Origin of the sequence: Brachyspira alvinipulli ATCC 51933 (genome assembly GCF_000518245.1) — a bacterium.
In the GTDB taxonomy this organism is placed as follows: domain Bacteria; phylum Spirochaetota; class Brachyspiria; order Brachyspirales; family Brachyspiraceae; genus Brachyspira; species Brachyspira alvinipulli.
The window spans coordinates 1-22,773 of sequence record NZ_KI912408.1 but is presented as its reverse complement, the minus strand read 5'-3'; the positions used below and the strand labels follow the sequence as shown (position 1 = coordinate 22,773).

Sequence of the window (22,773 nt, the reverse complement as noted above, 5' to 3'; positions counted from 1 at the left end):
ATCCTCATTTCATATTATTATATATATTAGCTATTTTTTCTATATCTTCACCATTTCTAAACATATACTGAAGTTTCTGCATATATATCATAGTTTTTATAATTCCATTTTTTTCAAAACGCCTTGAAGATGAAATTATATATGAATTAATATTTATAATAGGGGATATTTTCTTTAATTTTATTGATAATTTATAATCTTCCATAAGAGGTATATCATCAAACATTCCTATATCAAAAAATAATTTTCTTTCTATAAATATTCCCTGATCCCCGAATGCTATATGTCTTAACCTTACTCTTAGATTAGATAAAAATCCGCATATACGCATTAATATTTTATTGCTGTCAAATTTGATTTTTAAACATCCTGCTTTGTTATTATTTTTAATGAAATTTTCTATCTTTGTTAGTATATCTTTTTCTATAATACTATCAGCATGCAGAAACAAAAGTATATCGTATTTACTTTCTTTAGCCCCTGCATTTAATTGTTTAGCTCTGCCTTTATTAGAATTAACTATTTTATAATTACTAATATTTTTTATTATATTAACTGTTTTATCTCTGCTTCCGCCGTCAGAAAATATTACCTCAAATTCTCCTTCTAAATCATTCAAATTTTTAATTAATCTCTCTATTATATTTTCTTCATTTAATATAGGTATAATTATAGAAACAGACACCCTACAATCCTATGTTTTTAAAAAAGTTCTTTGTATTTTCTAACTCTATTTTATTATTATTTATTCTATTATTCAATTCAATTAAATCATTATATTCATCAATATCATATCTTTTTTCTATTATTGAATATTTCAAGTTAATATTTTCTATAGCATTCAAAATATTATTAAGCGTACCGCTATTAGTTTTAACTATTACATCATTGTATTCTTTCATTCCAACTAAATAGTATCCTCCGTCATAGCTAGGACCGAATACAAAATCATTATTATCCAATAAATTGAAAGAATCAATTATATTTTCTTTGCTTATTTCCGGTATATCAGTTCCTATTAATATAGATTTTTTATAACCTAAAGAAAATATTTCTTTCATAGAATTATAAATTTTATCATTTTCATTAGGAGTATTTACTGCCTGTTTTATATACATTTTTTCATCATAAAATATTTCTTTTAATATATTTAAATCTCCATCCGGATTATAAGATATAATAATATCAATGTCATTATGTTTTAGTTCTTTCATTTTTTTATATATATCTTTTAGAAAACATTTGTGTATATCAGCACATTCTTCCGGCAGTAATTTTGTTTGCAGTCTAGTTTTGGTTTTACCTGCGATTGGTATTCTTGTAAATATTATTAAAGCATTGGATTTCATTGCTATGATCTTTTCTTTATTAATGATGAAACAGATATAATTAATATACCTGCTATTATAAATATAGACAATATAATATTTATTAAATTTAGCCTTAATGATCTAAAAATGAATAAACCATCTCTTACAATTGAAGATGGAGTATATGCTATGGCTGATGGAGATAATATTATTAAAGTTAATATGAAACATAAAACTAGATTGATAAGTGAAAATATTAAATATTTTTTAAAAATATGTTTTTTATTATTAATAAAAGAAAATATTATAAATAATAAAGCCCATATTACAAAAAAACATAATCCTATATTAACACGCATTTCAAGCCATACATTTTTAAACATAATAAAAGCAATAAGCATAGCCCATAAAAAAGTATTATATAACGCAACAAAATATTTCACTTATCAATCCTTTTATTTTATTAATTATTTGTAGCTATTCTGAATATAACAGAAACTCTAGTACCATCTGCAGGCAATACATCTTCTCTTCCGTATCTGCCTATTTTTTTGATTTCAACAGCACCAGTTTCATAAGCAGCATCGCTAGTTATACCAACTGCACAGCTATCAAGACATAGTATACATCCTGTTCTTTTATCCTTAGCATTCTCTAAATTTCCGCCGAATCTAATATCCATAGGTCTTTCATCATCAGATCTTATTATATTAGCGAAAGGAATTTCTTTACCTAAACCATCCCAAGTAACAAATACATCAAGTTTTTGACCATCAACAGTTTTTTCTAATTTCATATCTTCCATAGTTAAATTGTTGCCTGGCACTGCTCCTATATCAATTAATGCTTGATAGAATTCTCTTTCATCAGCTAATCCTCTTAAAACAGATTTGTCGCCGTTAGAACCTCTATCAAATACAACACCATGTCTTGTTGGTGAATTAAAATATTTACCATTTACTTCTGCTGGAACTATAACCTCTTTTTTCTCTATATCTATTACAATAGGTTCAGCTCCTTCATCTCTTAATATTACACTTCCCATAGAGTTAGTTAATTCTGTATTGGCAGAAGAAGTGTTTGATGATGATTGATTACTGCATGATATTAACATAAATATGAATAATAAGCATGCTGATAAAATTGAAATAAGTTTTTTGTTCATACTTTTGCTCCTTTATATATTCATAAAAATTACCCGCTTATAAATACCTACCATTCTAAAGAATGGTGCTCGTAATTTTTATTTTAAAATATTAATTTAAATTCTAACTATATAATTTTTATTCAGCTATTCTGAATATAACAGAAACTCTAGTACCGTCTGCAGGAAGTACGTCCTCTCTGCCGTATCTTCCTATTAACAGCACCCCAGCCTCATAAGCAACATCGCTTGTTATAGCCATAGCGCAGCTATCAAGGCATAATATTCCGCCTGTCCTTTTAGCTTTGGCAGCTTCAAAATTACCTCCGAATCTTATCTCCATAGGTCTTTTCATCATCTGATCTTATTATATCAGAGAAAGGTATTTCTTTTCCCAAACCATCCCAAGTAATAAATACATCTAATTTTTGACCATCAACTGTTTTTTCTAATTTCATGTCTTCCATAGTTAAATTGTTGCCGGGTACTGCTCCTATATCTATTAATGCCTGATAAAATTCTCTTTCATCTGAAAAACTCTTAAAACAGCTTTATTGCCCACAAGTCCTTTATAAAATGCAAACCCATGTCTTGTAGGAGAGTTAAAATATTGTCCATTAACTTCTGCAGGAACTATAATTTCTTTCTTTTCTATATCTATTACAACAGGCTCAGCACCTTCATCTCTTAATATTATGCTTCCCATAGAATTGGTTAATTCTTCTTTGATTTCATTAACTGCAGTGTTTTCTGATTGTGAGGAAGAAGATTGTTTATTACATGATGCCAATATGGATATAAATAATAAAGTTAAAATAAGTTTTTTATTCATATGTTTACTCCATTTAAATAAAATAAATATATTTTAATCATTATTTATTGCTACTGAACAGCAGTCTAATTGCTTCATCCTAAATATAACATATACTTTACTGCCGTCAGCAGGCATTATATCTTCCCTCAAATATTTATCGATCTTTTTATTTTCAAGTTCAGCTGTAGTAAATGAAGAGTCACTTGTTATAGCAATAGGACAGCTGTCAAGACATAATATACATCCAGTTCTGCTTGCTTTAGCAGCCTCAAAATTTCCTCCGAATCTTACTATCATCATTCTATTTTCAGAAGATTTTATTATATCCTCAAAAGGTATTTCTTTACCTAATCCTTCCCAAGTAACAAATACATTAAATGGTTCGCCTTTAACCGCTTTGGATAACTTCATATCTTCTATAGTTAAATTGTTTCCTTCAACACATCCTATATCTTTTAATGCCTGATAAAATTCTCTTTCATCTGTAAGTCCTATCAATAAGCCTCTGTCCCCATATTTGCCGCCTTTAAATACTATTCCATGATGTCTTGATGGGGTATTAAAATATTTTCCATTAACTAAAGCTTCTATTGTTACTTCTTTTTTATCATTATTTATAACAGCAGGAACAGCCCCTTCATCTCTTAATATTACACTTCCCATAGAATTAGTTAATTTTCCGTTATTGTATTTACTTTCCTCTGCTGATTGTTTATTACATGATATTAGCATAAGTATAGATAATAGAAATAAAATAATTTTGTTATTCATAATATAACTCCATAATATGTTAATATACTAAATAGATTTATTATTCACATATTTTCTTTTTAAAAAATATGATATAATCAATACCAGCACCAATATTATTGCGGCAATTGAAAAATATAAATATTTATTATTTTCAGAGACTATTCCAACAGATGCTATAGTAAATAAAGATATTCCAGGGAGCATAAATAAAAATGTGTATATAGAATACTGCATAAAACTGACATCCGTTATACCGTAAGCAAAATTTTGTATATTATACGGAAATAATGGAACTAATCTTGTAATCATTAAAAGCAGCATTGCATTTTTATTTCCGTCCTCAAATAAAAGTTTATTTAAATATTTATTCTTTTCTACAAGAGGTTTTATTGTATCTTTTAGGAAAAATCTTGAGATTAAAAAAGATATTATAGCAGCTAATGTAGAGGATATTGAGCATAATATAATCCCAAGTATAGGACCGAATAATATACCAGAAAATAATGCAAAAGTAATGCCAGGCAATGCTAATACAGAACTTCCAATAGCAGTTATGACAATATATACTATAGATGCTTTAACAATATTATCGCCTATCATATATCTAAAATCATCAAAATTATGAATTTTATCATGTAATTTATAATGATGATTAACTATAACAATAGCAATAATAGCTATTATAAATATTATTAATTTAATGTATTTAGTTTTCAATTTCATTGCTGTCTATATTTTTTTCTAAATTATTTGCAAGATTAGCTTTATCTTTTCTGCTTTTATATATTTGTCTTAATAGAATTATCAATGCAGATAAAGCAAATAATATTAAAAGAGCTGTAACAAATAGTTTAGCTCCGCCTGTGAGCATCCCTCCTACATATGAATAAACTATTGTAGCAGGAAGCTGTCCTATGCCAGTTGCTATAAAAAAACTTAAAAAATTCATAGAAGTTAATCCTGCAGCATAGCTTACTATATCAAAAGAGATGAAAGGAAGAAGTCTTGCTATAAGAACGCTTTGTTTTCCGTATTTTGCAAAGAATTCATCTATTTGTTTTAACCCTGTTTTGCTTGTAAGTTTTTCAACAAAATCCCTTCCAAGTATTCTAGCTATATAAAAACATACCGCAGCGCCGGCCATAGCACTGGACCAAGATAATAATGCCCCAGCTTTCCAGCCGAATAAATTAGCATTTGCAAATGTAAGTAAAAATGCAGGTAATGGAGCTACTACAGATTGAAGAACCATAAGTATAAATGAAACAGCCATTGCATAATGCCCGTAAGATGCCACGAATTCTTTTACAACATTAAAATCGCCTGTAGCAAACATTTTGAATATTGTATTAAGCTGCCTGTTTACTGCTGGTATAAAAAAGTATGATAATATACATAATGCAATTATTAATAATAAAACAACTTTTTTTATTATCGATTTTTTATTTTCAACTATGAATTGCTTCATAAATAAACTCCTGAGTTTATAAAAAATTTTATTTAGGTTTTATAATTTTTATTGAATTTGTAAATATAAGTCTCACGGACTATAATAAATTATTTGAGAGGGAATTTATGTTTGTTAAAGAAAGTATTAAATTTTATTTTGGAATATATTTTTAACATATGCGGTCCAATAATAAGTTAATACCGTAATATTAACAATAAAAAATAAAAATATCAAGAACATTAACAAAAAAAATAAAAATATCAAGTATTGTATGAAAAATATATTTCTTTTATAGTATGAATTTTTACATTTAATACTTTTATTTATAAAAATTGAAAAATACTAATTTAAAAGTATTTTGCTGTCATTATTTGAAATAATTTTTTATTGACTATAATTCTTTGTATGTTATTATAGATGAAAATTTTTATTTTATTAAAAAAGGAGAATTTTTTATTATGAAAAAAAATATTATAATTTCTTTTATAGTTTTGCTTTCACTAATAATAAGCTGCAGTAATTCATCTTCATCGTCTCAGCAGCAGACAGAAACTAAAGAAAGTGCTGCAAGCTATAAGAATTTAACCGTGGATGAAGTAGTAACTTTATGGAAATCAAATCCTGACATCATATTAATAGATGTTAGAACTCCAGATGAGATTAAAGAAACAGGTGCTATAGAAGGCGCTACCAATATAGATTTTAAAGCACCCGACTTCAAAGAAAATGTATCTTCATTAGATAAAAGCAGAGAATATATAATATTCTGCAGATCAGGCAACCGTTCAGGACAGGCTTCTCAAATAATGGCTGATTTGGGTTTTACTAATATAAATAACCTTAATAATGCAGGATATGATGAGTTTTCTAAAGCTTTGGCTCAATAATAAAAATCAGAATTTAATTATGAAATACATTCTTTTAATTTTTTATAAGGATAAAATCCCTCTTATTTAATTCTAATTAGATCGTGAATCTATAATTTTAATAACTTTAATAACAAATCAATTAATTTATAAACTGGCATAAATCTATCAATTTAGTATAGATTTATGCTGATTTTAATAAAGGTAATTATTTATGGAATTAACATCTGTATTTTTTTGGGGATTTCTAGGCTTATACGGAGTCACAATGACGCTTTTATCTCCGAAAGCTTTAACTATTAAGAGTTTTTTCAACGGCGAGGATAAATACGGCAATAAACCTTCTGCATTTATATTAACGTCAAGTATTTTTATAAGCTGGATATTCGCAAAATCTGTTACGAATGCAGCAAATTTAGGCGCTGCTTACGGCATTGTAGGCGGTGCGGCATATGCATTATACTGGTTATGCATACCGATATCAGGTTTTGCTATATATAGATTAAGAAAAAAATATAATGCTAAAGGCCTTGTCAGTTTTTTGAAAGATAATTATGGAAATGCAGCTGCTTTATCATTTTCTGCAGCAATACTTATTAGACTATTTAACGAAATTTGGAGCAATTCTTCTGTTATAGGTGGCTATTATGGAGCAGGCGGGAGCACAAATTTTATAATAGCTGCTTCAATATTTACAATAATAACTTTAATATACTCAATGAAAGGAGGATTATTAAGTTCTATTATTACAGACACTATACAGACTGTTTTGTTTGTTATAATATTTATTTTTATTGCTGTTTGGATAATACCTAAGCATTCTTTGAATCAATATATATCATCAGGAAGCTGGACTTTAGCTGGGGGAGTGGATTTGCTTCTTGTAACATTTATACAAATATTCAGCTATCCGTTTCATGATCCAGTATTGACAGACAGGGGATTTATATCCGATGAGAAAGATATGTTAAAAGCATTTGCAGTATCTGGAATATTAGGTTTTATTGTTATACTTATATTCAGCTTTATAGGAATACATGCAAAACTAGAAAATATAGTTTTAAGCGGCAATGTACCTGCTGATGTTGCTAAAAACATGTCCGTATTTGCATTTCTTTTAATGGCAGTGCTAATGATATTTGCGGCAGGTTCAACTTTAGATTCTACATTTTCAAGTTTGTCTAAATTAGCGGCTCAGGATTTGCCGAATATAAAGGGTATAGATTTAGGGGATAAAGCCAGAGCTGCAGGTATGATTGTTATGGTATTGTTCGCTATTGTAGGAAATTTGCCTATGATAGCTGGAACTAATATACTTGCTGCAACAACCATAAGCGGTACTATGGTAATAGGGCTTTCGCCTATATTTTTACTGCATGGTGTTTTTAAGCCTACTAAAATAGGATTTCATTTAAGTTTTTGGATAGGTATTTTATTAGGAATAGCTTATACAATAGGAATAATTCCAAAAATATTTAGCATAGGAGAAGGAAAAAGTGCTTTATTATTAGGCGTAAATTTGTACGGAACTATATTATGCTTTCTGGCTTATATTATACCGAGCATAATTGTGAAAAAGGATAGAGTATGACATGCCCGTCTGATTATTATTTAAGCAAAAGTTCATTTCAAAATTCATTATTTATAGAAAGTCCTGTAATATATATTATTGGAGGGCTTTATGGAAACATAGAGTCTTTAAAAGAAATAAATAATATGACTAAAGCTGAAAAAGATGTTCTTCTTGTATTTAACGGGGATATGCATTGGTTTGATATTAGAGCAGAAGACTTTCAAGCGGTAGAAGATATGTCAGAAAATTCTCAGAAGTTATTAGGAAATGTTGAAAGAGAGCTTTTTAGAGAGGGAAATATGGGGTGCGGATGTTCATATCCGAGTTATGTTTCCGATGATATAGTTAATAGATCCAATATTATACATGAAAAACTCAAAAAGGTTATGGATTATTTGCCTCAGTATAAAAATATTTTATCAAAGAGAAATAAAGATATTGTATTAGAAATGATGGGACAAAGGATAGCTGTAACTCATGGAGATGAAAAATCGTTAAGCGGATGGGAATGTTCTGCTGAATATTTAGAGAAAGAGGAAAGACAGGAGGAACTTGAAAACTGGTTTATAGAGAATAATATAAATATTTTAGCATCAACTCATACTTGTTTTCCTGCTGCTGTTAAGCTTAAAAATGGTATAGTAATAAATAATGGGGCAGCTGGCATGCCTAATTTTAAAGGAAAAATTTACGGGTTGATAACAAGAATATCAAGTTTTATAAATAAAAATGCTATTTATAGAGATAAGATAAATAATTTGTATGCGGAGGCTGTTCCTGTAATATATGATAATGATAAATTTTTAAAATGGTTTGATGATGTATGGCCTTTAGAAAGCGAGGCATCTTTATCATACAGAGATAGAATAGTAAACGGAACTGAATATGGAATAGAAAAAGCATTAATAAAAGGTTTTGAAATATTATAAAAAATTAAGGAGTATATAAATATGACACATTTTTCAGAAACTTTAAAAAAATATAATATAGAATTAAAAAAGAAGGATATAGAGACTGTACAAATTAATACAGGATATAATTGTAATTTGCATTGCTCTCATTGTCATGTGGATGCGGGTAAAAATAGAAATGAATCTATAAGTAAAGAAGTTCTTGATGATTGTATTAAATTCATAAAAAACTGCAATAAAGAAATAGATGTGGATATTACAGGAGGAGCTCCTGAAAATTGTGATTTTTTATCTGATTTTATAGAAGATATTAGAAAATTACAAAATGTTAATAGAATCATATTAAGAACTAATTTAACCATTTTGGAGGATAAAAAAGAGCTTATAGATATTTTTAAAAACAATAGGGTAGAGTTGGTTGCTTCTCTTCCTTGCTATACAAAAGAAAATGTAGATGAGCAAAGAGGAAACGGAACTTATGAAAAATGTATAGATATGCTTAAATATTTAAACTCTGTAGGATATGGTGTTGATAAAGATTTAATTATAAATTTGGTATATAATCCGCTTGATGATTATTTGCCAGCATCTCAAATGGAATTAGAAAAAGATTATAAAGAACATTTAAAAAATGAACATAATATAGTATTTAATAATTTATATACTATTACAAATATACCTATAGGGAGATTTGAGGAAAAACTTAAAAAAAATAATAAGTATGAAAATTATATGCAGCTTCTTGAGGATAATTTTAATGCTTCCAATGCTTATAAAGTTATGTGTTTAAATACTATTAATATAGGCTATGACGGTAAAGTATATGACTGTGATTTTAATCAAATGAAAAATTTAACATCTTTAAATGGTAAGTCTTCATATATAAAAGATTTAACTATTGATGATTTTAAGAATAATAATATAGTAGTAGAAGATTATTGCTACGGATGTACGGCAGGTGAGGGCAGCAGCTGTCAAGGAAATTTGCAATAATTATAGAAAAGTTCTTCTATAATTGTTTTCTTTTATAATTGTTTTATTTATAGAAGAACTTTTTAATTATTTTATATTTAATATCTTAAGCATTTCTGTTTCTATTGATTTAATATCGCCTTTTGCTTCCTGAATAGCTTTTATTTCTGATCTTCTTTGCTCCAATAATTCTTCCTGACCTTGTTTATCCAAAGTAGCTTTTTTAGCAAAATATGTATCACTTATAAGTTTATCAGCCATTCTTAAAGTTCTGTCTGACACTATTGCTTTATCTGATGCATTTTCTGCCTTATACATATCAAAACTTGCATCAGTTTTTAAAGCTCCTTCAGGTACTCCGTCAAGTATACTTCCTTTCCACTCCAATTTAGGATGATAACTATATGTAATATAATTAAAATGTTTAGCATTCTTTATTTCATTATTATCAACGAATATATCCAAAGCTTCATTAGCAGTTTCATTTAACAAAAACATTTTATTTTTACCGTCTTCAGTATATATTTTTTGAATACAGTTTAAATTTTGAAAATCATTATTATTAATAAGCTGTCCTATTTCTGAATCAAAATCTATTTCCAAATTATCTTTCAAAAGTAAAGTATAATGTACTACACCGCCTCTTCCTCCTGCATAGTGATACTCGCTTGAAACCATTAATTCTTTTTTTTCGTCATTATTAATATCACATAAAAAGAAAGACAGGTAATTTAAAGGCCAACGAGAATTTATTGCTTCCATTACATAATCTGAATATTCCTCTTTATTAAATTTATCAAAACTTATAAATTTAGAATCTTTGGTATAATCTTTCAAATTATTTGTAGAGATTAAGTTAATTTCAGCATATTTTACTTTATCTATATCTCCAAGTCTGAAATTATAAGTTTTTATTTCTTCAAATGAAGCATATAAATTATCTCTTATAAACTCAGGGTTATAATAATGCATATTTACCGGTCCGCGTATAGTGCTTTCAATTAAAAATGTATTTTTTTTAAACTCAAGTAAATTAAGATTGTTCCATCCATTATATGCATCATCAGTTTCAAGATTGTAATAATTTTCATAATACGCTAAATACTCATTTATATTATCATCGCTTAATCTATTTTTTATATAAGTTTTTATATATTTGTTTATTATATTTGTATTAACTATTTCTGGTACATATATTAAATAAGCTATACTAGCCGTACCGTCATATCCAATTGAAGTTAAAGAATAATTATTTTCATTAAATACATCTATATATCCAGTATTTTTTACAATATATCCATAGAAATTATTATTATAAGCATCAATAACTAATTTTTCTGCTCTTAAAGAATCATCTGCTTCTATTATATAATCAACTAATTTCATTTTATTGCTGTAAGCATTATCATCATCATACTTTGATATCATCATAGCTATATTAGTTCCGCCTGCTTTTTTCCATTCTGTTAAATACTTTTTTTCTTCTTCAAAATAGTAAAGAGAATCTGTAGCAAAATGTGATAAGAACAAAGCTAAATAAACATCAGCATCTTTTTTATTTAATTTTAATAATTCTTCTCTTGCTTTTTTTAATGCTAAATTTTGATCAACATACAAATGTTCATCAGCATAATAATCTGTCAAATCTTCATTATATCTATCCCAACTGCTGAATGTTTCATTAAATAGAGCATAATTAACATTTGATATAAACTCTATAGAATATTTTTTTCTTTCATCATCATTTGCAAATTTTATATTAAGAAAATTAAAATTTCTTTTTGCCTCTTCATTATTTTCTCTTGCATTTTTAAGTTCTTCATAAAATTTAGATTTATCTACTCTAACACCTTTATAAACATATTTCATATCAAAGAATTCTTTTTTAGTTTCTGTTTTTTGATTATCTGATGTTGATATATTAGTTTGAGTATTAATTTTTTGTGATTGTTCTGTTTGATTTGTTTCCTTGCTGCCGCCGCATGAAATTATAGTAATCATTAAAGTAAATGCTGTAATTATAGAAATAATATTTTTCATATTAAACCCTATATACGTATTATCGTTTTTCGTATCATAAATTAAAATTAGCAAAATTTCAATTATAAAATATTTTGACAATAAAAAAAGTGCATACATATATAATGCATACACTTTTTAGAATTAAGATTCTAACTATTATTCAAGAAGTCTTATTAGCTCTATGTTTTTTCCTCTTATTTTGGCATAGTATAATGCATCTTTTTTCTCATTACTTTTTATTCTTTTATTAGCACCAGCATCTAAAAGCATTTTTGCTATTTCTAAATTTCCGTTCATACAAGCATTCATCAATGCAGTTAGACCATATCTATTTTGCAGATTCACATCAGCATTATTTTTGAGAAGCACTTTTACAGCACCTGCATCATTAAGTGAAGCTGCCATCATTAATGCAGTATTGTCATCAGAAGCTCTGCAATTTACATCTGCACCATTGTCAATTAACTTCTGTAAAAACGCATCATCATCTAAATGCATTATTGCAGTAACTAATGGAATATTCATACTAAGGAAAGTTCTTTGATTAAGATCGCAGCTTTCCAAAGTTTTATCTAAAGAATCAGAACCATTTTGAAGTAAAATATCTACTATATCTTTATGCCCGAACATATAAGCATAAAGCAAAGCATTAGCATTATTTCTATTTCTTTTATTAACTTCAGCTTTATTTGCAATCAAAATTTTTACCGTTTCTTTATAGCCTTTCATAGCAGCATACATTAAAGGTGTTTCTTCATTTCCATCGAATCCATGATATAATATATTAACATCAGCTTTATTTGCAATTAAAAATTTTACCATTTCAATATTTTCTTTAGTATAATAATCTAAAGCATAAAATAATGCATTACCTTCTAAATCGCATTTTTGATTAATATCAGCACCATAACTTAAAAGAAGTTTAACCATTTCTATATTCTTATGATAAATAACTGATAGTATTAACGCACTCATTCCTTCGTATGACGGAGCATTAACATCTGCTTTATATTTCAAAAGGAGCTTAGCCATTGCCATATTATCATTCGTAACTGCATACGCTAATAATGTATAATTTTCATCATAATAATGATTTAAATCAACATTATATTTTTTTATAATATTTTCAGTTTCTTTGATATTGCCTTTGTTTACATAATCTTTTAATTGTTTATAAACTTCACTTTCATCAGCAGTTTGACTGTATAAGCATAGGCTAAATAAAAACATACTAAATAATATAAGCAATTTCTTCATAAAGTACCATCCATAAGTATTGTTATTTTTAAATATAATAAATTATAATAATTAAAATTTCAATTATAAAATATTAATAAAAAAGTGTATACATATAATGCATACACTTTTATTGAAACTATTAAAATTATTGTATATTCAAAATTTTAAGCATTTCAGCTTCTATCGCTTTAATGTCGCCTTTTGCTTCCTGAATAGTTTTGATTTCTGCTCTTCTTTGTTCTAATAATTCTTCCTGACCTTGTTTATCTAAAGCAGCTTTTTTAGCAAAATATGCATCGCTTATAAGCTTGTCAGCCATTCTCAAAGTTCTGTCTGATACTATTGCCTTATCTGATGCATTCTCTGCTTTAGACATATCAAAACTTGCATCAGTTTTTAAAGCTCCTTCAGGTACTCCATTAAGTATGCTTCCTTTCCATTCCAATTTTGGCTGATAACTATATGTAATATAATCAAAAACTTCTGCATTCTTTATTTCATTATTATCAATGAATATATCATATGCTTCATTATTAAGAGTATCCAATAAAAACATTTTATTTTTACCATTTTCTGTGTATATTTTTTGAGTACATCCCAAATCTTGAAAATCTCGATAATTAATAAACTGTCCTTTTTCTGAATCAAAATCTATTTCCAAATTATCTTTTAAAAGTAAAGTATAATGTGCTATACCGCCTCTTCCTGCAGAACTAGTATATTCTCCTGAAAGCATTAATTCTTCTTTGCCGTCATTATTGATATCATATAAGAAGAAAGATACTTCATGTAAAGGATAATACATGTTGCTAGCTATATAAGATGAATATTGTTCCATATCAAAGTTGCCTGAATCTATAAATTGAGAGTCTTTAGTATAATCTTTCAAATCATTTGTAGAAATTGAATTAATTTCAGCAGATTTTACTTTATCTATATCTCCAAGTCTGAAATTATAATTTTTTATCTCTTTAAATGAAGCATATAAATTATCTTTTATGAACTCAGGATTATAATAATGCATATTTACTAATCCTTTCATAGTGCTTTCAATTAAAAATGTATTCTTTTTAAATTCAAGTAAATTAAGGCTGTTCCAACCGTCATAACAATAAACGGCATTAATATTGTAATAATTTTGATAATATTCTAAATAGTCCTCTATATCATCATTAGCTAATCTATTATTTATATAAGTTTTTATATATTTGTTCATTATATTTGTATTGCCTATTTCTTCTGCTATCTTTATTGAAGATAAACGGGCTGTACCTTCCAATTCAATTGAAGTTAAAAAATAATTATTTTCATTGAATAAATCTATATATCCATTATCTTTTACAATGTATCTATAGAAATTATCTTTATAAGCATCAGCAACTAATTTTTCTGCTCTTAAAGAATCAGGAACTTCTATTATATAATTAACTAATTTCATTTTATTGCTGTAATCATTATCATCATCATACTTTGCTATCATCATAGATATATTAGTTCCGCCTGCTTTTTTCCATTCTGTTAAATATTTTTTTTCTTCTTCAAAATAATAAAGCGAATCGCAAGCAAAATGTGATAAGAACAAAGCTAAATAAACATCAGCATCTTTTTTATTTAATTTTAATAATTCTTCTCTTGCTTTTTTTAATGCTAAATTTTGATCAACATATAAATATCCAACAGCATAATAATCTTCAACTTCACTATATATACCCAAGTTACCCCAGCTTATTAAGAATTTTAGATTTAATGTAGCATAATTAACATTTGATATAAACTCTATAGAATATTTTTTTCTTTCATCATCATTTGCAAATTTCCTATTAAGAAAATCAAAATTTCTTTTTGCCTTTTCATTATTTTCCCTTAAATTTTTAAGCCTCTCATCAAATTTAGCTTTATCTACTCTAACACCTTTATAAACATATTTCATATCAAAGAATTCTTTTTGATTGTCTGATGAAGTTTTAGAATTAGTATTTTGTTCTGTTTGATTTGCTTCTTTGTTTCCGCTGACGCATGAAATTACAGCAATCATTAAAATAAATGCTGCAATTATAGAAATAAAATTTTTCATATTGTACCCAATATATGTATTGTTGTTTTGCATTATAAATTAGAATAATTTAAATTTCAATTAGAAATATTTTAACAATAAAAAAGTGCATACGCTTTTTATAAATACTATAACTATTTTGTGAGTAATTTTATTATATCTTCATTTTTTCCGTATTCTCTGGCATAATACAATGCATCATAATTACCTCTTTTTATACTTTTATCAGCACCAGCATCTAAAAGCATTTTTGTCATCTCTAAATTTCCGTTACGACAAGCCGACATCAATGCTGTCATACCGCCTCTATTTTGAACATTAACATCTGCATTATTTTTAATAAGCACTTTTACAGCATTAATATTATTATAAGAAGCGGCTTCTCTCAATGCAGTATCATAATCATAATCTTTATATGCACCACTATCAATTAGCTTTTGTAAAAAAACTTCATTGGTAGAATAGTGTGCAGCATTTATCAATGGAACATTAAGATTAAGCAAAGTTGATTGATTAAGATCACAAACTTTCAAACTTTTATCCAAAGAATCAGAACCATTTTGAAGTAAAATATCTGCTATATCCTCATGGCCGAACATATAAGCATAAATCAAAGCATTTGCATTATTTCTATTTCTCCTGTTTATATCGGCTTTATTTGCAATCAAAATTTTTACCGTTTCTTTATAGCCTTTCATAACAGCATACATTAAAGGTGTTTCTTCATTCTCATAATCTCCATCATAAGCTATATTAACATCTGCTTTATTTTTGATTAAGAGTTTTACCATTTCAATATTTTCTTTTCTATTATATTCTAAAGCACAAAATAATGCTGTTCTTCCTCTAAAGCCTTGATAATCAATATCAGCAGCATGACTTAAAAGTAGTTTAACCATTTCCATATTATTATTATCAACTGCAAGTATCAATGCAGTATCGCCATCATTTACTACAGTATTAACATCCGCTTTATATTTTAGAAGAAGTTTAGCCATTTCTATATTATTATCCATAACTGCATGTGATAATAATGTAAAATCTTCATAATCAAGATCATTTATATTGACATTATATTTCTTAAGAATATTCTCAGCTTCTTTAACATTGCCTTCATTCACATATTCTCTTAATTTTTCATAAGCTTTAATTTTATTATCAGTTTGACTGTATAAGTACAGACTAAATAAAAATAAAATAAATATTAATTTTTTCATAATTCATAAACCTCTTTAAATTATTAAACTTTTATTTATTTTTTTAATAAAAATACCATTACAATAGGAGCTATAAAAGAAAAAATAAATGAATAAATACCATAAATATAAATGAAGCTATATATTTTATTATTTCCAATAACTGCCTCATTTATATTGATATTGTTCTTTAATATTTTTAATATAGACTTTATATTTTGTACTATTATATATATTAAATTAACAGCTATTATTATATTAAGAACTGCAATAGAAATTTCATTTATTTTTACTTCTGAAATAATCACTCTATATACGCTTGCACTTAACACTAATATATTAAATAAAAATGCCAGTATTGGAAATATTATATACATTGCTTTTGTTATGACTCCAGCTTTATAGTCAGCTCTTATAAAGTATAAAGTAAAAATGGATAAAATTAATAATACATTATAAATTATAAAAGACTTCGTATTTTCAAATGGTCTTATAGGTTCATATAGTAAGGCAAAAAATAAAGCGAATATTAAAAATGAATATAAAAATAATAATCCTCGAGAAATATATATTGATAAAACAGTTTTAAATCTCTTTTGCACAAAGAAAAATATAAAAGGTATTATAGAAAGAACAAATATAATAGACATAAAAATAAGCTTTTCAATTAAAGGTTCTAAATCACCTGCTATATTAGTTCTAAAAATAAATTTATCACATAAAAAAACAATAAATATCCAAAATATAAATGCAATAATTGCAGCTATTATAGAAAAGAAAATTATATCTCCTAGCTTAGTAAAACTATTATATGTATTGTTTTTTATATTAAAATTATTATCAGCTAAAAGTATTATAATAAAAAACATTATATAGGATAATATACTTTTATTAATCATTATATTAGATTTAAAAAATTCAAGCATATCAGGTATTTCATTTTTTAAAGGCGATGAAGTAAATATGCTAAGCAAAAATAAAAGTAAAAATGACAAAAATGTTATTAGTATTGTTCTTTTATTAACATTTTCAAAATTGCTGTTTATGCTGAATAAAAATGAATAACAAAAAAATAAAAAAAGTTGAAAATAAAAACTATTGAAAATCATATTGTAAATTAATCTTTCAGCATTATATTCAGTATCAAATAATAATACATATATATTAGCAGGAATAGAAGAAATTAGCATTAATACAAGTACTAATATAAAATATATTATTTTTTTACTGCTCCAATTCATTAACTTGTTTTCAGACATCTTTCATAACCCCTTATAGGTATTTTATAAATATTTGAAAATGAATTATAACTTATAATTATAAATTGTAAAGTATATAGTTAAAATGATTATATAAAAAGTGCATACATATATAATGCATACACTTTTTTATTATTTATTAATAACTAAGATAATGTTCTAAATCGCTTGGATTAGTCATGTGATGAAGCGCTGAACTATCATCTCTAGCTGAAGCAATATCAATGGCTGTTTGTCCTTCTTTGTTTTTAATATTATAATCGGCACCCATATTTACAAGAACTCCAACAATAGCATAATTATAACTTGCAGCTGCAATCATTAATGGAGTATTTCCTTCCTTATTCTTTTTATTTATATCAGCACCATTTTTTATCATATAATAACAAAGATACGCTACGCCGCCGTACTTCTTGGCATTTACCAAATATGTTAAAGGAGTATCTCCTGTTGCTGAACATATAGCATTTAAATCAGGCTTCAAATCAATAATATTTTTAGCTAAACCTATATTACGATACTTAATTGCTATTATTAAAGGAGTATATCCGTATCCATCTTCTAAATTTATATCAGCACCTTTTTCTACTAGGAATTTAACCATTTCTTTATCATTTCTAGCAGCAGCTAAATTAAGAGGCGTAATCTTATCATATTGTTTATTTAAATCAGTATCATCTTTTATAAGTTTTTCTAATGCTTTCATATCTCCTTTTGATACAGCATTCATTAATTCATCATATCCAGCTATATTGTTTGAATCTTCGCTTGATAATAATTTTTCTATTTCATAATATTTTTTCTCCTTTGCTAATTCTATAGCTTGCTCTATAGTTGTATTAGTATTAAGATTAAAAACATCATTATCTATTAATAATTTAGCTATATCATAATTACCATAATCAATAGCTGAACCTATATAATCATCGCTTGAGTTTAAATTGGCGCCTTCATCAATTAAAAGCTTAGCTATTTCTATATTGCCATTTTGAGCTGCTACTTTCATAGGAGAGTTAATCCAAAATCCATCTGCAAATATTTGAGCATTTACATCTTGTCCTATAGATATTAAATATTTAACCATTTCTATATTATTTTCTTCTATGGCATCAGGAATTAAGCTTGATTCCAAATCAATATCTCCGCTTTGTAGAAGTATTTTAAGCATATCAAGATTATTGTTTCTAATAGCAATATCTGTTAAATAATAAGGATATTCATAACCATATTCTCTGCCTGCATCAACTCCTTCATCAATTAATATTTTACTCATTTCAACATTATTGTTTCTAACAGCATGATAAAGCATATCAATACCGCCTTCTGTTTCCATATCATCTACTCTGGCATTAACATCAGCACCTTCTTTTATAAGCTCTTTTGCTAAATCATTGTATCCGAATTGTACTGCCAAAAACAAAGGAGTAGAATCTTTAAATATATATTTATCACTAAAATTTGTATATTCAGTGATTTTTCCTTCTAGTCCTTCCTCTGACAATAATTCTGATATTTCGTATATTGGTGCTTTATATTTATGTTCATTGAGTATTTCATCTATTTTTTTATATCCTGTAGGTATAGGATCCATTTCTGTACCTTGAATATATTCATTAGTATATTTAGTTTTATTAATATCATTATTTTCATTAATATTGATATCAATATCTGTATTATTATTATTATTATTTGTAGTTGTTGGATTGATATATACTTGTTCATTTGTTTGAGTTTGATTAGTTTGAGTATTTTGTTCTGATTGATTTGTTTCTTTGTTTCCGCCGCAGGAAATTATAGCAGTAATTAAAATAAATGATGCAATTATAGAAATAAAATTTTTCATAGTAAACCCTCTGTATGTATTGTTGTTTTCGCATTATAAATTAGAATAATCAAAATTTCAATTATGGAATATTACTATAATAAAAAAAGTGCATACATATATAATGCATGCACTTTTATAAAAAATTATTTTTTATAGTATTTTAAGTAAAATTAAAATACACTCATAATTTTTATTATAATTCTTCTATTTCTTTTATACTTAATCCTGTTAATTCACTAATAAGTTTAATATCCATATTTTTATTTTTCATATTTTTAGCTGTCAATATTTGATTTTCTTTAATACCTTCTTCTTTAGCCTTTTTTATATCTAACTCCATACTTTTATTAAAGAAATATGTATCTACTTCTCGTTTTTTATACTTATCCATTACAGGACTATCATTAACAAAAGTACGGCATTTCTTTTCTACTTCTTCAAATATAGTATTTTCTTTCATTAAGATAGACATATCTTCCCCCTTAAAAAACTTGACCCAAGAAATAAATTCTTTATGTATATTATCTAAACTTTCTATTTCAGAAATATTTTTTAAATTGAATTTAGGAAGCTCTAGGCACAGCCCACCTCCGGTGCAAAATGTAATTGACAATGATCTGTTAGAATTTTATTATTAGTTAATTCTTTTAAAATATAACAAGTATGTACTTTATCCTCATCAGTTAATATAAAATTAGTAATATTTATACTTACCGCAGGTTTTAACTCATCATAAAAAGAACCTCTATTTAAACTAGAACTATAATTATAAGCCCAATAATATAAAGCTCTTTTTATAAAATCTTCATTGCCTCTGGATTGTATTTCTATTAAAACAGTTATTCCTGTTTCTGTAGTAGCCTTAATATCCACTATAGATTCTTTTTCATCATAATTTTCTGCTATATTAAGGCGACTGCCCGCCTTCGGCGATGGATTCAATATTTCTATTTTCTTAAAAGTTTCAAAGTCTAAATCTTTAAATACGGCATTAATAAAATTTAAAGCTATATTTTCATTGCCAGCATGCGAAAACAAATAGCGTACAAAATAATCATTAATTCTATTTAAATTTTCAACTGTAACAGGTTCATTTAATATTTGTCTTAATTTATCAAAATCTCTCATAATATTATTATACAAAAAATAATTATAAAAGTAAAGTTCATTAAATTTTGATATTTTTTACAATAAAAAAGTGTACACATATATAATGCATACACTTTTTATTAAATATATTTCTTACAAAAAATTATTGTATATTCAAAATCTTAAGCATTTCAGATTCTATTGCTTTAATATCGCCTTTTGCTTCCTGAATAGTTTTGATTTCTGCTCTTCTTTGCTCCAACAATTCTTCCTGACCTTGTTTATCCAAAGTTTCTTTTTTAGCAAAATATGCATCGCTTATAAGTCTGTCAGCCATTCTCAAAGTTCTGTCTGAAACTATTGCTTTATCTGATGAATTTTCTGCTTTAGACATATCAAAGCTGGCATCAGTTTTTAAAGCTCCTTCAGGTACTCCGTCAAGTATACTTCCTTTCCATTTCAATTTTGGCTGATAACTATATGTAATATAATTAAAAACTTCTGCATTCTTTATTTCATTATTATCAATGAATATATCAAGTGCTTTATTATAAGATTTATCTAATAAAAACATTTTATTTTTACCGTCTTCAGTATATATTTTTTGAATACAGTTTAAATTTTGAAAATCATTATTATTAATAAGCTGTCCTATTTCTGAATCAAAATCTACTTCCAAATTCTCTTTCAAAAGTAAAGTAAAATTCACTGTACCGCCTCTTCCTCCGCCATAATCATAATCCCCTGAAAGCATTAATTCTTCTTTGCCGTCATTATTTATGTCGCATAAAAAGAAAGATGGAAAATATATACGCCAACCCATTGTTTCATCTATATACTCCAAATATTTTTCTCCATCAAATTTACCGAAACTTATAAATTTAGAGCTTTTAGTATAATCTTTCAAATCATTTGTAGAAATTGAATTAATTTCAGCAGATTCTACTTTATCTATATCTCCAAGTCTGAAATTATAAGTTTTTACTTCTTCAAATGAAGCGTATATATGATCATTCATAAACTCAGGATTATAATAATGCATATTTACTCTTGATTCAATTAAGAATGTATTTTTCTTAAACTGAAGAAAACTAAGTCCATTCCATCCGTCATAATACTCCATCAAATCAATTCCGTAATAATTTCTAAAATACTCCGCATCATCAAAATATAATTTATCATTGCTGAGTCTATTTATAACATAGGTTTTTAAATATTTATTTATTATATTCGTATTAAGTATTTCCTGTACTATATTTACTGCAGCTATATGAGCTGTACCTTCCAATTCAATTGAACTTAAAGAATAATTATTTTCATTAAATAAATCTATATATCCATTATTTTTTGCAATATATCTAGAGAAACCATTGTTATAAGCATCAGCAACTAATTTTTCTGCTCTTAAAGAATCAGGAGCTTCTATTATATAATCAACTAATTTCATTTTATTGCTGTAAGCATTATCATCATCATACTTTGCTATCATCATAGATATATTAGTTCCGCCTGCTTTTTTCCATTCTGTTAAATACTTTTTTTCTTCTTCAAAATAATAAAGCGAATCGCAAGCAAAATGAGATAAGAACAAAGCTAAATAAACATCAGCATCTTTTTTATTTAATTTTAATAATTCTTCTCTTGCTTTTTTTAATGCTAAATTCTGATCTACATATAAATGTTCATCAGCATAATAATCTGTCAAATCTTCATTATATTTATCCCAAGTGCTGAATGTTTCACTAAATGGATCATAATTAACATTTGATATAAACTCTATAGAATATTTTTTTCTTTCATCATCATTTGCAAATTTACTATTAAGAAAATCAAAATTTCTTTTTGCTTTTTCATTATTTTCTCTTAAATTTTTAAGCTCTTCATCAAATTTAGCTTTATCTACTCTAACACCTTTATAAACATATTTCATATCAAAAAATTCTTTTTGATTATCTGTTTGTTTACTTTGATTGTCTGATGAAGTTTGAGAGTTGGTATTTTGTGATGTTTGATTTGCTTCTTTGTTTCCGCCGCCGCATGAAATTATAGCAATCATTAAAATAAATGATGCAATTATAGAAATAACATTTTTCATATTAAACCGTCCATAAGTATTTTATTTTTGTATAATAAATTAAAATTATCAAAATTTCAATTACAAAATATTAATAAAAAAAGTACATACATATATAATGCTGGCACTTCAATATTTTTTATTTATTTTTATTACTATAGTTTTTATATCATTTATAAAAACTTGTTCGTTAATAAGCTCCTGCCATTCTAACGAATGTCAG

At 26.3% G+C, this 22,773-nt stretch carries 21 protein-coding genes and 1 pseudogene; 4 read left to right on the top strand and 18 right to left on the bottom strand.

The genetic code is table 11. The features are described 5' to 3' along the window. Nucleotides 1–4 precede the first annotated feature (4 nt). From T324_RS0115500 to T324_RS0115465, 10 genes are all read right to left on the bottom strand, one after another. Nucleotides 5–685 carry a TIGR04283 family arsenosugar biosynthesis glycosyltransferase gene (locus tag T324_RS0115500; protein WP_028331081.1) on the bottom strand — a complete coding sequence of 227 codons (681 nt, stop codon included), beginning with the start codon at nucleotides 683–685 and terminating at the stop codon, nucleotides 5–7. A gap of 1 nt (nucleotide 686) precedes the next feature. After that, entirely contained in the window at nucleotides 687–1,349 is a 663-nt protein-coding gene (locus T324_RS0115495; RefSeq protein WP_028331080.1) for a TIGR04282 family arsenosugar biosynthesis glycosyltransferase, read from the bottom strand. Nucleotides 1,350–1,351: 2 nt separating this feature from the next. Next, entirely contained in the window at nucleotides 1,352–1,753 is a 402-nt protein-coding gene (locus T324_RS0115490) for a hypothetical protein (RefSeq protein WP_028331079.1), read from the bottom strand. 20 nt (nucleotides 1,754–1,773) lie between these two features. Next, the gene (locus T324_RS0115485) at nucleotides 1,774–2,475 is read right to left on the bottom strand and encodes a YdjY domain-containing protein (protein ID WP_028331078.1); all 702 of its coding nucleotides are present in this window, start codon (nucleotides 2,473–2,475) and stop codon (nucleotides 1,774–1,776) included. A 118-nt stretch (nucleotides 2,476–2,593) separates the two neighbouring features. Beyond that, entirely contained in the window at nucleotides 2,594–2,809 is a 216-nt protein-coding gene (locus T324_RS18670) for a hypothetical protein (protein WP_425387444.1), read from the bottom strand. Continuing rightward, a complete protein-coding gene (locus tag T324_RS18665; protein WP_245580746.1) occupies nucleotides 2,775–2,921 on the bottom strand; it encodes a hypothetical protein in 147 nt (48 codons plus the stop codon). Before T324_RS18665 ends, T324_RS18670 begins: the two co-directional genes overlap by 35 nt. Before the next feature lie 35 nt (nucleotides 2,922–2,956). Beyond that, nucleotides 2,957–3,286 carry a hypothetical protein gene (locus T324_RS18660; RefSeq protein ID WP_245580745.1) on the bottom strand — a complete coding sequence of 110 codons (330 nt, stop codon included), beginning with the start codon at nucleotides 3,284–3,286 and terminating at the stop codon, nucleotides 2,957–2,959. 33 nt (nucleotides 3,287–3,319) lie between these two features. Continuing rightward, nucleotides 3,320–4,039, bottom strand: coding sequence for a YdjY domain-containing protein (locus T324_RS17555; RefSeq protein WP_051436871.1), 720 nt, complete (start codon nucleotides 4,037–4,039; stop codon nucleotides 3,320–3,322). Nucleotides 4,040–4,066: 27 nt separating this feature from the next. Then, nucleotides 4,067–4,744: a TVP38/TMEM64 family protein gene (locus T324_RS0115470; RefSeq protein WP_038375360.1), complete on the bottom strand. Its 678-nt coding sequence runs from the start codon at nucleotides 4,742–4,744 to the stop codon at nucleotides 4,067–4,069. Continuing rightward, a complete protein-coding gene (locus tag T324_RS0115465) occupies nucleotides 4,728–5,489 on the bottom strand; it encodes a TVP38/TMEM64 family protein (protein WP_028331076.1) in 762 nt (253 codons plus the stop codon). Before T324_RS0115465 ends, T324_RS0115470 begins: the two co-directional genes overlap by 17 nt. Nucleotides 5,490–5,929: 440 nt before the next feature. On the opposite strand from T324_RS0115465, the gene T324_RS0115460 reads away from it, so the two are divergent. From T324_RS0115460 to arsS, 4 genes are all read left to right on the top strand, one after another. Further along, nucleotides 5,930–6,358 (top strand): rhodanese-like domain-containing protein, encoded by a 429-nt coding sequence (locus T324_RS0115460; RefSeq protein ID WP_028331075.1) that lies wholly within the window; start codon nucleotides 5,930–5,932, stop codon nucleotides 6,356–6,358. 193 nt (nucleotides 6,359–6,551) lie between these two features. After that, the gene (locus T324_RS0115455) at nucleotides 6,552–7,928 is read left to right on the top strand and encodes an SLC5/6 family protein (RefSeq protein WP_028331074.1); all 1,377 of its coding nucleotides are present in this window, start codon (nucleotides 6,552–6,554) and stop codon (nucleotides 7,926–7,928) included. After that, nucleotides 7,925–8,839, top strand: a complete 915-nt coding sequence (locus tag T324_RS0115450; RefSeq protein ID WP_028331073.1) for a hypothetical protein — start codon at nucleotides 7,925–7,927, stop codon at nucleotides 8,837–8,839. The genes T324_RS0115455 and T324_RS0115450 overlap by 4 nt, the downstream gene beginning before the upstream one ends. 21 nt (nucleotides 8,840–8,860) lie before the next feature. Next, nucleotides 8,861–9,814, top strand: a complete 954-nt coding sequence (gene arsS / locus T324_RS0115445; RefSeq protein ID WP_028331072.1) for an arsenosugar biosynthesis radical SAM (seleno)protein ArsS — start codon at nucleotides 8,861–8,863, stop codon at nucleotides 9,812–9,814. Nucleotides 9,815–9,880: 66 nt separating this feature from the next. Here arsS and T324_RS0115440 read toward each other — a convergent pair whose 3' ends face one another. The 8 genes and pseudogenes from T324_RS0115440 to T324_RS0115405 form a co-directional block, all read right to left on the bottom strand. Next, a complete protein-coding gene (locus tag T324_RS0115440) occupies nucleotides 9,881–11,833 on the bottom strand; it encodes a lysozyme inhibitor LprI family protein (RefSeq protein ID WP_028331071.1) in 1,953 nt (650 codons plus the stop codon). A 138-nt stretch (nucleotides 11,834–11,971) separates the two neighbouring features. Then, a complete protein-coding gene (locus tag T324_RS0115435) occupies nucleotides 11,972–13,072 on the bottom strand; it encodes an ankyrin repeat domain-containing protein (RefSeq protein WP_028331070.1) in 1,101 nt (366 codons plus the stop codon). Nucleotides 13,073–13,199: 127 nt separating this feature from the next. After that, a complete protein-coding gene (locus T324_RS0115430) occupies nucleotides 13,200–15,128 on the bottom strand; it encodes a lysozyme inhibitor LprI family protein (RefSeq protein WP_028331069.1) in 1,929 nt (642 codons plus the stop codon). A gap of 113 nt (nucleotides 15,129–15,241) precedes the next feature. Next, nucleotides 15,242–16,324, bottom strand: coding sequence for an ankyrin repeat domain-containing protein (locus T324_RS0115425; RefSeq protein WP_028331068.1), 1,083 nt, complete (start codon nucleotides 16,322–16,324; stop codon nucleotides 15,242–15,244). Between the two features lie 35 nt (nucleotides 16,325–16,359). Next, the gene (locus tag T324_RS0115420; protein ID WP_028331067.1) at nucleotides 16,360–17,562 is read right to left on the bottom strand and encodes a hypothetical protein; all 1,203 of its coding nucleotides are present in this window, start codon (nucleotides 17,560–17,562) and stop codon (nucleotides 16,360–16,362) included. A gap of 139 nt (nucleotides 17,563–17,701) precedes the next feature. After that, complete coding sequence (locus T324_RS0115415; protein WP_028331066.1) at nucleotides 17,702–19,405, bottom strand: ankyrin repeat domain-containing protein; 1,704 nt, start codon at nucleotides 19,403–19,405, stop codon at nucleotides 17,702–17,704. 175 nt (nucleotides 19,406–19,580) lie between these two features. After that, nucleotides 19,581–20,515, bottom strand: a pseudogene (locus T324_RS17550) (Rpn family recombination-promoting nuclease/putative transposase). 124 nt (nucleotides 20,516–20,639) lie between these two features. Further along, nucleotides 20,640–22,571, bottom strand: a complete 1,932-nt coding sequence (locus tag T324_RS0115405; RefSeq protein ID WP_028331065.1) for a lysozyme inhibitor LprI family protein — start codon at nucleotides 22,569–22,571, stop codon at nucleotides 20,640–20,642. Nucleotides 22,572–22,773: the final 202 nt, after the last annotated feature.